This window comes from Variovorax sp. Sphag1AA (genome assembly GCF_014192575.1).
Classification (GTDB): Bacteria; Pseudomonadota; Gammaproteobacteria; order Burkholderiales; family Burkholderiaceae_C; genus Variovorax.
In genome coordinates this window covers 684,602-697,753 of the sequence record NZ_JACHYC010000003.1, presented here as the reverse complement: position 1 = coordinate 697,753, position 13,152 = coordinate 684,602, and the positions used below count along the sequence as shown (strand labels likewise).

The window sequence follows — 13,152 nt, the reverse complement described above, 5'->3', positions numbered from 1 at the left end:
CCTTCTTTTTCTTCACAGAGACACGAGCCATGAGCAAACCCAAAGTCATCGTGACCATCGCCCCGACCGGCGGCATGGCCACCAAGAAGATGAACCCGAACCTGCCGACGCAGCCGCAGGAGATCGCCGACGACACCTATCGCTGCTACAACGCGGGCGCCAGCCTGGTGGCAGTCCATGCGCGCCGGCCCGACGACGAGGCGACCTGCGAGCCGTCGATCTACACACGCATCAACCGGCTCATCCGCGACAAGTGCGACATCATCCTGAACAACTCCACCGGGGGCGGCATCAACGGCGACATGGTGCGCCCGTTGCCCAACGGCCTCTGGGAGATCCAGTGGGAGGAACGCCTGAAGGGAATGCAAGGCGAGGGCGTCGAGATGTGCACGCTCGACGCACAGACGGTCATCGCGAGCTTCGGCGGCAAGGAGATCCTCGTCGCGACGCCACCAACGTGGATCCGCCAGATCGCCAGCATGATGAAAGAGCGCGGCATCAAGCCCGAGTGGGAAGTCTTCGGCCTGGCGGACATCGTGCAGGACGTCCAGCGCTCGCTCAACGAAGGACTCGACGATGCGCCGCACTTCATCAACATCGTCATCGGCGCCAATGCGTTCCAGGGTGCCTTGCCCTACACGCCGAAGCTGCTGCAGACGATGGTGGACCACCTGCCGGCGAAGACGGTGTTCAACGTCAGCGCGATCGGCGCGGCGCAATTGCCGGCCGCGATGAACTCGCTGCTGCTTGGCGGCCACGTCCGCGTCGGTCTCGAGGACAACCTCTACTACGAACACGGCGTGCTGGCCACCAACGTGCAGCTTGTCGAGCGGCTCGTCCGGCTCATTCGCGAGATGGGCTATGAGCCGGCCACACCGGCGGAAGCGCGAGAGATCATCGGCCTGCGGCCGTTGCGGTGAACAGTTGGCGATCATGGATAGAGCAAACACCAAGATCGCCGTCGTTGGCACCGGCGTCATCGGCGCGGGCTGGGCGGTGCACTTCCTGGCGCAAGGATTCGAAGTCGTGGCCACCGATCCTGCCCCAGGCGCAGAGGCGCGCCTGCGCGAGTGGGTCGACGACTACTGGCCAGCCGTCGAAGCCCTCGGGCTGGCGGAAGGCGCGTCAAAGGACCAGCTGTCGTTCACGACCGATGTTGCGCAAGCGGTGCGGGATGCCGCCTTCATCCAGGAGAGTGGCCCCGAGCGACTGGAGGTCAAGCACGCCTTGATCGCGACGATCGAATCGGCGGCGAAAGCCGACGTCCTCATTGCTTCGTCATCGTCCGGCCTCTCGGTCAGCGAGATCCAGGCGGGTGCCAGGCACCCGGAGCGCATCGTGCTCGGGCATCCGTTCAACCCGCCGCACCTCATTCCGCTGGTAGAAGTCGGAGGCGGCAAGCTGACGTCCGCCGAGAGCGTGACCAAGGCGATCGCGTTCTACGTATCGACGGGCAAGAAGGCCATCCGCATCAACAAGGAAGTCAAGGGCCACATCGCGAACCGCCTGCAGGTAGCGCTCTGGCAGGAAGCCATCTCGCTGGTGCAGAAAGGTGTCGCCTCGGTGGAAGACATCGATACCGCGATCTCCTACGGCCCGGGCCTGCGATGGGCATTGCTGGGTCCGTTCATCAACCTGCACGCGTCAGGCGGGGCAGGGGGCATCACGCATCTGCTGCAGCATCTGGGTGCCTCCCAGCGCGAATGGGCGCGCGATCTCGGCCAGTATCCGGAGACGGACGACTACATCGAACAGATCGCGCGGGGCGTTGATGATGAATTGAAGGGGCGCGATTTCGCGGCGATGCTCCGCGAGCGCGATGAGTTACTGGTTCAGTTGATTGCGACGAAGGCGTCGAAGGTGCAGATTCCGTAGCGCGGCGGGAGTGGCAGTGACGTTGAGCGGTGGCAATGCGGCCGTTCCTTCTGCCCTCTGAAGGCGGCCGCACTAGCTGGAGCGCCGTCCGCTCAGTTTCGATCCATGTTCCTCACGTCTTCCGGGCTCTGCCCTGTGCAAGAAGACCGCAAACGTGTCCCAAGGGAGATCAACCTGGGTGTCTACCAACACCCGACCCACCTCTCCCCGGTGGTAGCCGCTATGCGTCAGGACGTGAAGAAGCATCTCTTCGCGCGACATGCAACCTCGATCTCCGTCAGTGAATTCGAACGGAATCCTCTCCGCGAGGGTCTCCGGGGTTACCGTGGCTACATAGGCCTCATACCACTGATCAGATGTCTTCAGTCGCGTCTTCAAATCGCTTGGTAATGGGATGTCCCGCGCAATGGCGGACTCAATCCGCTGTTGCTCTCCGCTCAGGTGCGCTATGAAGATTCGGTCCACCAGATAGTAGTGTTCGATCAGGCGCAGGGCCGTTCCGCGTTGTGCTGCGTAGCGCGTTGCATCGACGCGCAACAGGGTGGATAGCAGTTCGTCGTTGGCCCAACTGCGATAGTCGAACAGACTCTTGAGCAGGCGCGATGTCGGCATACGGCAATTCGAATAAATGCGAGTAATCTGCTCGTATCTTCTTTCTCGGAGGTGCTGTTGTCTACTCGCATTGCCGGACCAAAAAGCAAGTTGCGCAAAGCACCGCGGCAAGCCAGGTCGCGAGCCATGGTGGACTCGATCCTCCGAGGAGCGCGCGAAGCACTTGGTCGATGGTCTTCTTCAGGCCCACTCCCACCAGCCCGGATTGCACAGGGTGCTCATCGAGGTCTCGCCTCCTTCGGCGCATCGGTCTGACGGACTCTTTGATCGTCAGTACCTGGACGCTTACAGGAAAGTGATCGCGGCGGCGCGTGGCGCTTCGCCTGACGTCAGGCTCGCGGTGCCCGCGAAGCTACTGGCCGGAGCGGTCGAAGGGGCGATTCATCTGGGTGTCCGCTCGGACGTGGCGTCGTCCCTGCGCTGGAGACGTGGGTTGGTTCGCTTGGTTCATCGCTTCCTGGAAGACGAACTACCTCACTAGCGCCCGACTTCGACTTCAGTCGCATGGCTGAAACCGCTTGCACTCCGCCACGACGTGAATTGAGGTCAGGGTGTTCTCGCCGTCAATGTGCTTCGAAGTGAACTTGACCGATGAACCTTCAGGAATATCCGCCACCAGCGAGCGGTCGGGAAGCCTGAAGGTTTGAGTTGTGAAGGGAATCTTGGACTTGGGGAGTAGCCTTAACCGCACATAAAGCTTCCCGCCAGCTTCTTCAAACAGGGACGTGAGTCGGGCTCGTGTGTAGACCGGGCTTGGGTCGTTGCCCTGCGCAGCGACCCCACTCGTGACGATGATGCATATCGCCGCCGCGATGGCTCTGCACAACGAATGCGACATCTTGAGCTCCTTCTGGCCGATCTATTCGCCGCATTCTGCGCTGCGCGCGCCATATGTACCGGGGCAGCGGCGACCACGGCTGCAAACGCAACGAGAGACAGCAGACCGAGCAGGTATTCTTCGACGAGCGATAGTCCAGCCGACCGCCGAACCCGGAGGAGACCTGCATGGGACTTCTAACCTTTAGCCTCAACGTCACCCTGGACGGCTGCGTCGATCACCAGGAGGGGATCGCCGACGACGAGACGCATGCCTTCTTCACCCGCCTCATGGACGAGAGCGGGGCGATGCTGTGGGGCCGCGTCACCTACGAGATGATGGAGAGCTACTGGCCGGCGGTCGTCCGCGGCGATGTGGACGCGCCGCCGACGATGCGCGAATGGGCGGTCAAGCTGGAGATCAAGCCGAAGTACGTCGTGTCGTCGACGCGAACGGAATTCCCGTGGACCAACAGTAACCACATCGCTGGCGACCTGCGCCTGGGAGTGCAAAAACTCAAGGACGCGACCCCGGCCGGCGTCCTCCTCGGTAGCGGCAAGCTCGCAACCGAGCTGGACCGGCTGGGTCTGATCGACGAGTACAAGTTCCTCGTTCACCCGAGGATCGCCGGCCACGGCCCGACCCTGTACCAGAGCGGGCTGCCCAACACCCGACGGCTTGAACTGGTCTTGGCGGAGCCGCTCAGCAACGGCGCGGTCGTCATGCATTACCGGCGAGCGCGCGGCTAACGGGAGCGTCTGCTTCTGCAACGTGTCCGTCTACGTGCGGGCAGCGGCGGTGACCGGACTGCTGCCGGTGACTGGCTGTCGGTCCGTTACCGCCGCTCACCGGTCACCTTGCGGGTCTCCGGTGACAGTCGGCTTTCGCTGCACTCTTTGCCGCCCGCATAGGGAGGCGATCGGCTACCTGCCCGCGAGGGCCGCAAGCTTCTTCCTTGCGCTTTGCAAGAGCCCTTCGGGTTCGCATGCGAGTCGCGCCTTTGTGTCGCCCGGCGCGATGATCTGCAGGGCCGAGCTCGATCGAAGCCTGGCGTGGAGATGGTCTCGACCCGTGAGGGCTTCGTATCGTTGAGTGGAGATCACATGGACCACGAGGTGCCGGCCAATGGCTGTCGACAACTTCTTGCAGGCAGCAGCCATTTCCGTTTCTTGCGGAACAAGTTGCCCATGCACGACCAGTACCTCGACGGCTGCATCCTGCTTCTCACCAAGGACAAACGCTTGCACCACTGAGTCCCTGAATTTCGAGCGCAACATCTTCCGGATTGGTTCTGCAGCCGCGAAGGACTTCAGGGCGATCGCGCGCAACTCGTTGTAGAAGATAAAAGCCTTGTTCGCGGCAACGGTCGCGGGGTCGTCACCTTCGGCGGGGCTTTGGGTCAGGATGCCGCTCGCAACCAAGTGGCCTTGTGTCGCCTCGAGCTCCGCCAACTCAAGCTTGGTTCTCTTCAGCAATTCGGCAGAGGAGAAGTGCGTGTCGGGCTCGGCGAAAACGACGGAGAGAGTTTTTTGGACCGCAGGGGAAAGAAGGAAATCGGCGACGCTCATGCTGATAGGAAGCTCCTTCGCTTGATTATTGCGTCGGGCAGGAGAAGCAAGAGGGTGGAAGGCAGGACGCAAAGAACATCCGCGTCCGACAAGACGCGGGCGGGTTCGCATCGGGCAGCTATGAACCCTTCCACTTGGCAATCAGACGCCCAACCACGCCTGTGGCGCCCTTCGGATCGGAGCCGATCGGTCGGTCGTGATACAGGGCACGCAACTCGCCCAGGACTTCGTTCAGGGCGAGAAGATTCTTCTCGGTGTACAGCCACACACCGGTGACCACAAAGTGTCCTGGGATCGCTGATGCCAGGGGAGCAATCTGGACATCTTCGATCCCGATTCGATGCATGATCTCTGCCCTCTGTGCCGCATCCTGCGCGCCTCTTGAGAGCAGTGTCCGCGAGCGCGAGAAGGCAAAGCTCACTGCCTGAACCTGGTGGAAGTTCTCCACGACGAAGGCGCAGATCTCCAGAAAGACGAGCCGGCCGAGATGGCGGTTTTCTTCGACGTCACTGAGAGGCGGGGAGAAGTGTTCCACCCGAATCTCATTGCCTGAAGGACTGACTGGTACGGGATCAAGGGTGCAAAGGAGGGCGTCTTCGTCAAAGACGAACATCGGATCACCCAGCCTGTACGTGGCCCCGCCCGGGCCTGATATGCGAAGTCTGCTCAAGATCAAATGGGAGCGGATCCGGTCCTCAAGCCCGGCGCCGCTCCGCCGCCTCCCGCCATCGATGTCACGACTGTAGTGCGAGGCGAGCTTGCCGGCTGGCGCACGCGCGACTTCAGGGCGGGCGAAGCTGGAGAAGTTCACGCGTGTTGGCTCTGCGTGTGCTCCGACCGCCGCAGTTGCCAGGACGGCGCGGCGCACCGTGCTCACGTGCGCTTCAGTCGTTCGCGTTCGCAAGCACCACGACGCCATCTGCAGCGCGTACACCGCTGCCCTCTGCCAGCACGAAGACCGGATTGATCTCCGCCTCGATCAGGCGATCGCCAAGCTGAGCGGCCATACCGGAGAATGCGACGATGGCGTCGACCAGCGCTTGCACATCGGCCTTGGGGCGTCCCCGAAACCCATCGAGCAACGGCCAAGTCTTGAGCTCCCGCGCCATGGCTAGCGCCTCGTTTCTCGTGAGGCTGCCTTGCACAGGCAAGAGGCGCATCGTCGTGTCCTTGAAGAGTTCGGCGGTCACTCCGCCCATGCCGAGCAGGATGGCCGTGCCGAGCGCATCGCGGTGCATTCCGAGGATCAGTTCGGTCCCGCCCCGCACCATCTCCTGCACCAGAAAGCGCGCGGGACGCACGCCGGTATTTCGTTCGACCTCGCTGGCCATCACATCGAGACGTTCGGCAATCTGCTCGGCAGGCACGTTCACCGCCACGCCGCCGACATCGCTTTTGTGAGTGATCTCCTTCGAGAGGATCTTCAGCACGACAGCGCCACCGAACTCGCGCGCTGCGCGTTCCGCCTCGGCGCCACTCTGGATGACCACCTCCCGTGCGCATGGAATGCCAAATCGTGAGAACAACTGCTTGGCCTGCGCCTCGTCGAGCGAACCTGCAGGAAGGTCGTGCATGCTCACCGGAGCGACGCTTTGCAGCTCTGCCTCGGGGGCGTGCCACTGGCTTGCCTGCAGCATGCCGGCCAGCGCCGCAGTGCAGCTCTCCGCGGCAACGAACGCGGGAACACCGCGCTGCGTGAGCATGGTGGCTGCCTCGGGCGCGTGCGGGCTCACGTAGGCCAGGACCGGCTTGTCGGACAGCGGCAGGCAATCCTCGATCGCGCTGGCCATGAGCTCCGGCCGGCCGACACCCGACGAACCGACGATGAGCACCAGGGCGTCGTAAGTGGGACTTGCGAGCAGTGTCTTGATCGCCCCGCGCAGCAGGTCCGGCTGCAGCCCGGCCAACGTGACGTCGATCGGATTGCGATCCAGTGCTGCATGGTCTCCGCTCTGCAGTGCGCGCAGCGCCGCCGCCGTTTGCTCGTCAGGCACAGGCGTCTCGAACCCGGAAACACCCAGGCTGTCGGAGACGAGCGTGCCGGCGCCACCGGTAGAGGTCAGGATTGCGACACGCTTGCCGCGAAGCACGCGCCCGGTTGCGAGTGCGGCGGGGATGTCCAGCAGATCCCCGAAGGTCTGCGCACGGATCACGCCGGTCTGCCGGAACAGGGCGTCGTACATGCGGTCCGCACCAGCCAGCGCACCCGTATGCGAGACCGCGGCCTTGGCACCGGCCTCTGAGCGGCCGATCTTGAACGCGACGATCGGCTTCCCGGCGCGCGCGGCCCGTAGTGCGGCGGCACGGAATTTCTCTGGATGCCGGATCGCCTCGATGTATAGCGCGATGACCCGCGTCGCCGGATCGTCGACCAGCGCGTCCACGAAGTCTGCGAGCTCCAGGTCCACCTCGTTGCTGGTGGAGATCAGTTTCGAGAGCCCGATGCCCCGCGCGGCGGCACGCGACAGAAGCGCGCCGAGGATGCCGCCGCTCTGCGAGACCACGCCGATCGCGCCGGCGTGGAAGTGATCCATTTCGAGAGCGCCGCTGGCGGATAGCACGATGTCATCGGTCAGGTTCACGAGGCCGATCGTGTTCGGGCCGAGGATGCGCATGCTCCCTGCCGCTTCGAGCAACTGCTGCTGGCGTCGCGCGCCTTCGTCACCAGTCTCGGTGTAGCCACTCGCCAGCACGATGGCGGCTGCCGCCCCGCGATCGGCGAGTTCGCGCACGGCGATGTGCGCCCGCTCCGCACCCAGCAGGACGATGCCGACGTCAGGCACTTCGGGAAGCGCGGCCACGTTGCTGTAGCAAGGCAGCTCGCCGATGTGATCGAGCTTCGGGTTGACCGGATAGATCGTGCCTCCGAAGCCGTGCTTGAGAAGGTAGGACACCGGACGGCCAGAGGTCTTCGCCGGGTCGCCCGAGGCGCCGATCACGGCGACGCTTCGGGGCTGGAGCAATCGGGAGAGCGTCTGCATCACGTCACTCCTTGGAGGCCTTGGCACTGCTGCTGGCGAGGAAGGCCTGGACCGACTCGCGGTGCTCGGTGCTCGTATAGCAAATGCCTTGCGCCTGGCTGCCCTGCGCGAAGACCTGCTGGGCCGGCAGCTCGAAGGTCTGGTCGAGGATCGTCTTGGACAGCGCGAGCGCCGTGGCAGAGCCCTTGCTCAACTCGCGGGCCCAGGCCTGTGCATCGGAAACGAGTCGATCGGCCGTGGTCTTGCGATCGACGATTCCCAAGGCAAGGGCTTCGTCGATATCCACCTTGCGCCCCGTGAAGATCAATTCCTTCGCCTTGGGCAGGCCGACGCGGCGCGGAAGGAAGTACATGCCACCGCCGTCGGGAATGATGCCGCGATGAATGTAGGACCAGCTGAAGCTGGCCCACTCGCTCGCAATGATGAAGTCGCAGGCAAGCGCCGTATCGGCACCAAGACCGGATGCCGCGCCATTGACCGCGGCGATCACCGGCTTGGGCATCGTGTGCAGCAGGGTCTGCGTGTGATGCACACGCTGTTGCCGGTGCCAGCCGTTGAATGCGACCTCGCCAGCCGGTGCATTCATGCGGCGTTCCATGCCCGCGATGTCGCCGCCGGCGCAGAAGCCCTTGCCTGCGCCCGTGAGCACCAGGGCGCGAATGGCCTTGTCCGCAGCGACACGCTCAAGCGCGTCGATGAACTCGGTGCGCAGATCGTCGCTCATGGCGTTGCGCTTTTCAGGGCGGTTGAAGGTGATCGTGGCGATGCCAAGCTCGACCTGCAGTTGGATCAATGCGTAGTCCATGGGATGTCCTTCCTTGGCCTCAATCGACCTTGACGTTGTTTTCCTTGACGATTCGCGACCAGCGAGCGGTCTCGGCGTCGACGAATTCCCCGAGTTCGGTCGGCGCACCGGCGCTGACCGAGAGACCTTCCGGTTCGAGCATCTTGCGGAACTCGGCGCTCTCGGTTGCCTTCTTCGCGGCCGCGTTGAGCTTGCCGATCACTTCGGCGGGCGTTCCCGCGGGGACGAACAGTCCATACCAACTCTCGACCGCGTAGCCGGGGACGGTTTCCGAAACTGCGGGAACGTCCTTCAAGGCCGGTGCGCGGCGTGGCGTCGTGACACCGATGGCACGCAGCTTGCCGCCGGCAACTTGCGACGAAGCCGCTGCAGCAGTGGCGAACATCATGTCCACCTGGCCACCGAGCAGGTCCGTCAATGCCGGACCGGCACCCTTGTAAGGGATGTGCGTCATCTTCACCTTTGCCAGGTTGGTGAACATCTCGCCTGCCAGATGTGCCGAGGTGCCGTTGCCCTGCGAGGCATAAGTGAGCTTGCCAGGGTTGGCTCGCGCGGCTGCGACCACATCCGCCACCGACTTGTAGGGACTGTCGGCGCGCACGACGAGCACGTTCGGCCCACGGGCGAGGAGGACCACCGGTGCGAACGCTTTCTGCGTGTCGTACGGCAGCTTCGCCATCAGGCTCGGGTTGACCGCGTGGGCGAAGGTCGACACCAGCACGGTGTAGCCGTCCGGCGGGCTCTTGGCTACGAGATCGCTCCCGATGATGGTGCCGGCGCCTGGCCTGTTGTCGACGATGACCGGCTGCCCGAGCACCTGGGACATGCCGACGCCCAACGCACGTGCTATCGCGTCCGTGCCGCCGCCGGGCGAAAACGGAACGACCAGCTTGATGGGCTTGTCCGGAAATGCGGCGAGGGCCGCGGGAGCCGCGAACACTGTCGCTGCCACGCTCATGGCCACGCGGCACAGGAGCGAACGAAGGGATGCTTTCATGGATTTGTCTCCGCGTACGTGAACTCTGAGGTTGGCGTCTCCGCTGAGATCGCCATGGGAAGTAGCTTAGGAAGACGGTCCTCGTTTAGCATCCCCCGAATTCCAAGCAGTGGAATTGACGCCTGAGCAAGCTGCATCGATCACCTCATGAGTTCCTCGACACAAGCACGGTCCCTCGGGGCCGAAAAGCCGGGCATCTCTCCTGCCAACAGGTCGTTGGAGCGCGGCATCGAGATCCTGCGATCGTTCCGCCCCGGCTCCGAACTGCTCGGCAATGCGGAGATAGCGGAGAGGACAGGGCTTTCGCGCTCGACCGTGAGCCGCCTCACGCAAACCTTGGTCGGGTGCGGCTACCTCGAGGTCGAACCACGCTCCCGTGCATATCGCCTGGCGCCGTCTGTCCTCAGTCTTGCGCACGCAATGCGCACGGGCTCGTCCGCGCTGGCGATAGCGGCCCCCCACATGCGTGACGCTGCACAAGCGGAACAGATCAACGTAGGGTTGGCGGCTCCTGATCGCGACGAGATGGTCTATCTGGAGTCGATCCGGTACAACCGCAGGCCATCGCTGCGGAGAGTCGTCTCAGGTCAGCGCGTTCCGATGGAGCTGACTTCCCTCGGGCGTGCCTACCTCGCGATAGCTCCGCAAGGCCAGCGCAAGGCGCTCCTCGCCCACTTTCGTCGGCTGCGGCGCTCCCAGTGGGCTGAACTCGAACCGGCGCTCCTGGGCGCCATCCGCGACGTTGAGACATCGGGCTTCTGCGCGGCGGCGTGGCAGCACGAAGTCGTCGCCGTCGCTACTCCGCTGTTGTTCAAGGGAGCGCCCTACGCCCTGAATGTGAGCGTGTCGACAGCGGAGGCATTCCAGGAGACCGTCGACAGGCTCGCTCCGAAACTGCTCGATCTGCGCGCACGCATCCAGAAGGAGTTCGACGCGGCGACGGACGCATGATCGCCGGGAATGAGGCATGGGCGATCCACCGACCTGTGAGCAGTCTCGTCGCCGCCGATCTTGTGATTTGCCAGACCGGCTGTCTCAGCCATGGTGCGTACTGGCGCGTGCAAGACCTTTGCCGGCGCACCGGCAAGGCTTGCGTACTGGTCCAGGAGCCGGACTCCGTTCGCATCGTTCGAATTGACAGGGAGCCTGCGCGCGAGCAACACGACGCGTGATGCCTCCGCGCGGCGTCAAAGCTTGGTGCCCCACACTGATGGACATCCCATCACATCTCTGTTGGAAAATGGAGCGACACCTATGTCGCGCACATGAATACTGCTACCGATCTCTCAGCCAACGCCGATGCTGCTACTTTTGTGCCTTCCGAGGCGCTCGTCGACCGCCTTGAAAGCCGCCAGCGCCGAGCTGCTCTCGTGCAATGGATCCGCAAGACACATGGCTGGATCGGCTTGTGGGGTGCGATTCTCGGATTGATTTTTGGCACAGCCGGCGTCTGGCTCAACCACCGCGCAGTTCTCAAGCTGCCGATGGCCCAACAGCGTCTCAATGCGCAACTGGCGCTGCCGGACCCGGCACCGGCAAGCGCCAAGGAGATGGCGGCCTGGCTTCAGGCGGCGCTCGGTCAGAACGGCCCGCCCAATTCCATGCGCATCGAGCCGGCAAAGCATGTTGCGTGGATGGAAAAAGACAAACACGCACCTGGGCTCGCGTCTGAAGGCGACGCCCCGCGTTTGCCTGTTCTGATGCAGCCGGAGCGTTGGGTATTCAGTTTTGGTGGTCCCGATTCCATCGTCCAGGCAGAGTACTGGCGCGACAACCGGTCGGTCAGCATCACGACGACCAGCAATGGGTTCGTCGCCACTTTGGCGAATCTGCACAAGGGTGTCGGAATGCCGGTCGCATGGATCCTGCTGGTCGACACCCTCGCAGGTAGCCTGATCTTCCTGTCGATCTCTGGAGTCGCGCTCTGGATGTTGACGCACCGGCGACGGCGCGTCGGCTTCATCATCTTTGGGACCTCGGTCGCGCTCACCCTTGGCCTGATCTTCATGCAGCTCTGACAGACGCCCAAGCGCTTTCACGCTTCGTGTCTCGTTCCTGGCGTTTCGAACGTCAAGTTCCCTTGCGGCGCACTGATTGTCTGGGCTTGTCCGTCACGTTGCCCCAAGTGCCGACATTCGCCGACTTCAGCAGGGGCGATGCGTGGCCCGTCACCGCCAGCTCGTCGGCAGCGGCGGGCCGAACTCCTGCATGCGCTGCAAGGTCAAGCGGGCCGACGGCCCCGCAATGGGTCGAAGGAAAACGCCGGAAGACTATTGGCTGTTTCGGTTGATGGGGCCCCTGTCGCGGTGGCTGCAGTCATGGGTCCGCAGTCCTGGCCGGCGCGCGCCGCGCCCACGATGACCAGCGTCAGGAACACCGCCACCACCATCTTTGCGACGAGATTCGCAAAGATGGTAGTCAAAGGCCCACAAGTCATTGGCATGCCGCAGTTCTGATGATGAAGGTTAGCGTCTGCGTTCATGCATCGTCAGGCGCCGGGGCGTGACAAGCAACGCAGAGCTTGTTGCCGTCCGGGTCGCGAAAGTAGGCGCCGTAGTAGTTGTCGTGGTACTGCGGGCGAAGACCCGGGGGACCCTCGCAGACGCCACCATTCTCCAAGGCCGTCTGATATGTTTTTTGAACCGCCGCCCTGGTGGAGGCGGCGAAAGCAACCATTTGCCCATTTCCCGGGTGGTGCGGCTGTCCGTCAAAGGGTTTGCAGATGACGAAGAAGGGACGCGCACCACCTGCGCTGTGCCAACCAGCCCATGGTTTGTCCTGCTCGCAGAAGCGCCGCTCGATTCCAAGGCTGTCCATCACCGCGCTGTAGAAGCGCAAGGCGCGCTCGAAATCGCTGACGCTTACAAAGACGTGGGAAAACACGTTGGCTCCTCAAGGCTTAAAGACGTCGACCGGCTACTGGCGCTTCCGGTCCTTCATGGTCAATTCCCGCCGGCCGTTTCCTTCGAGCAATTGCCGAACTCGCAGCGAAGGCCAAGTGTCTTGCCATCGGAGCATTGAACGCTGTATCGCTCGAAGCCGGGACCTTTCTCTTCAAGAACGGCCCGCGGCGAGGCATTGCAATTCGTGGCCTTTGCAAACTTCTCGGCGACGTACGTATCAAGGCCCGTCTTTCGGGTTGGCAATGAAGGTTCACTCTGCATGGGGGCCACATAGGTGACCGTCACGTTCGGGTCCATGTTCTTGTAGCCTTTGCGAGCCATGCAATTGACCAAGGCCGATTGCTGCATCCTCGGCTCTGGGCGCTCGCCGTTCGGATAGGCCTCGTCGTACACCGCAGTTGCGATACCCCCGACCACGGCTGCGCCCGCTATCGCCACAGGAAAGACCAGGGCCGCGCCAATCACGATGACGTCCGAGACGTCGTTGCCGTAAACCCTGGTGCGCTGCACTCGCATGTTCGAAGCTACCGTCCGGCACGCTTCAACATCCCTCGCATAGGCGTCGGGCTGAACACCCTCCATATCGACCATGGG

Annotated in this window: 15 protein-coding genes; 6 read left to right on the top strand and 9 right to left on the bottom strand. The window is 63.2% G+C overall.

Annotated elements, in window-relative coordinates:
- Nucleotides 1-29 precede the first annotated feature (29 nt).
- Both FHW64_RS15150 and FHW64_RS15145 read left to right on the top strand, forming a co-directional pair.
- Entirely contained in the window at nt 30-920 is an 891-nt protein-coding gene (locus FHW64_RS15150) for a 3-keto-5-aminohexanoate cleavage protein (RefSeq protein ID WP_184527528.1), read from the top strand.
- A 13-nt stretch (nt 921-933) separates the two neighbouring features.
- Nucleotides 934-1,875: a 3-hydroxyacyl-CoA dehydrogenase NAD-binding domain-containing protein gene (locus FHW64_RS15145; protein ID WP_184527526.1), complete on the top strand. Its 942-nt coding sequence runs from the start codon at nt 934-936 to the stop codon at nt 1,873-1,875.
- 72 nt (nt 1,876-1,947) lie between these two features.
- Here FHW64_RS15145 and FHW64_RS15140 read toward each other — a convergent pair whose 3' ends face one another.
- Complete coding sequence (locus FHW64_RS15140) at nt 1,948-2,487, bottom strand: DinB family protein (protein WP_184527524.1); 540 nt, start codon at nt 2,485-2,487, stop codon at nt 1,948-1,950.
- Between the two features lie 16 nt (nt 2,488-2,503).
- On the opposite strand from FHW64_RS15140, the gene FHW64_RS34845 reads away from it, so the two are divergent.
- Nucleotides 2,504-2,968 (top strand): hypothetical protein, encoded by a 465-nt coding sequence (locus tag FHW64_RS34845; RefSeq protein WP_409350619.1) that lies wholly within the window; start codon nt 2,504-2,506, stop codon nt 2,966-2,968.
- Nucleotides 2,969-2,983: 15 nt separating this feature from the next.
- Here FHW64_RS34845 and FHW64_RS15130 read toward each other — a convergent pair whose 3' ends face one another.
- Nucleotides 2,984-3,325 carry a copper-binding protein gene (locus FHW64_RS15130; RefSeq protein WP_184527520.1) on the bottom strand — a complete coding sequence of 114 codons (342 nt, stop codon included), beginning with the start codon at nt 3,323-3,325 and terminating at the stop codon, nt 2,984-2,986.
- Between the two features lie 167 nt (nt 3,326-3,492).
- Between FHW64_RS15130 and FHW64_RS15125 the strand changes: the two genes are divergently transcribed.
- Nucleotides 3,493-4,053 carry a dihydrofolate reductase family protein gene (locus FHW64_RS15125; RefSeq protein ID WP_184527518.1) on the top strand — a complete coding sequence of 187 codons (561 nt, stop codon included), beginning with the start codon at nt 3,493-3,495 and terminating at the stop codon, nt 4,051-4,053.
- 174 nt (nt 4,054-4,227) lie between these two features.
- On the opposite strand, the gene FHW64_RS15120 is transcribed toward FHW64_RS15125, so the two are convergent.
- The 5 genes from FHW64_RS15120 to FHW64_RS15100 form a co-directional block, all read right to left on the bottom strand.
- Nucleotides 4,228-4,872, bottom strand: a complete 645-nt coding sequence (locus FHW64_RS15120) for a hypothetical protein (RefSeq protein ID WP_184527516.1) — start codon at nt 4,870-4,872, stop codon at nt 4,228-4,230.
- A gap of 118 nt (nt 4,873-4,990) precedes the next feature.
- The gene (locus tag FHW64_RS15115; RefSeq protein WP_184527514.1) at nt 4,991-5,683 is read right to left on the bottom strand and encodes a hypothetical protein; all 693 of its coding nucleotides are present in this window, start codon (nt 5,681-5,683) and stop codon (nt 4,991-4,993) included.
- 73 nt (nt 5,684-5,756) lie between these two features.
- A complete protein-coding gene (locus FHW64_RS15110; RefSeq protein ID WP_184527512.1) occupies nt 5,757-7,853 on the bottom strand; it encodes an acetate--CoA ligase family protein in 2,097 nt (698 codons plus the stop codon).
- A 4-nt stretch (nt 7,854-7,857) separates the two neighbouring features.
- Nucleotides 7,858-8,658, bottom strand: coding sequence for an enoyl-CoA hydratase/isomerase family protein (locus tag FHW64_RS15105; RefSeq protein ID WP_184527510.1), 801 nt, complete (start codon nt 8,656-8,658; stop codon nt 7,858-7,860).
- Nucleotides 8,659-8,677: 19 nt separating this feature from the next.
- On the bottom strand, nt 8,678-9,655 hold the full coding sequence (locus FHW64_RS15100) for a tripartite tricarboxylate transporter substrate binding protein (RefSeq protein WP_184527507.1): 978 nt from the start codon (nt 9,653-9,655) through the stop codon (nt 8,678-8,680).
- Nucleotides 9,656-9,802: 147 nt separating this feature from the next.
- On the opposite strand from FHW64_RS15100, the gene FHW64_RS15095 reads away from it, so the two are divergent.
- Both FHW64_RS15095 and FHW64_RS15085 read left to right on the top strand, forming a co-directional pair.
- Nucleotides 9,803-10,606: an IclR family transcriptional regulator gene (locus FHW64_RS15095; RefSeq protein WP_184527505.1), complete on the top strand. Its 804-nt coding sequence runs from the start codon at nt 9,803-9,805 to the stop codon at nt 10,604-10,606.
- 314 nt (nt 10,607-10,920) lie between these two features.
- Nucleotides 10,921-11,673 (top strand): PepSY-associated TM helix domain-containing protein, encoded by a 753-nt coding sequence (locus FHW64_RS15085; RefSeq protein WP_184527501.1) that lies wholly within the window; start codon nt 10,921-10,923, stop codon nt 11,671-11,673.
- A gap of 460 nt (nt 11,674-12,133) precedes the next feature.
- Here the strand turns inward: FHW64_RS15085 and FHW64_RS15080 are convergent, their stop codons facing one another.
- Both FHW64_RS15080 and FHW64_RS15075 read right to left on the bottom strand, forming a co-directional pair.
- Nucleotides 12,134-12,538, bottom strand: a complete 405-nt coding sequence (locus FHW64_RS15080) for a VOC family protein (RefSeq protein WP_184527499.1) — start codon at nt 12,536-12,538, stop codon at nt 12,134-12,136.
- Between the two features lie 59 nt (nt 12,539-12,597).
- On the bottom strand, nt 12,598-13,149 hold the full coding sequence (locus FHW64_RS15075; protein WP_221220709.1) for a hypothetical protein: 552 nt from the start codon (nt 13,147-13,149) through the stop codon (nt 12,598-12,600).
- Nucleotides 13,150-13,152 lie beyond the last annotated feature (3 nt).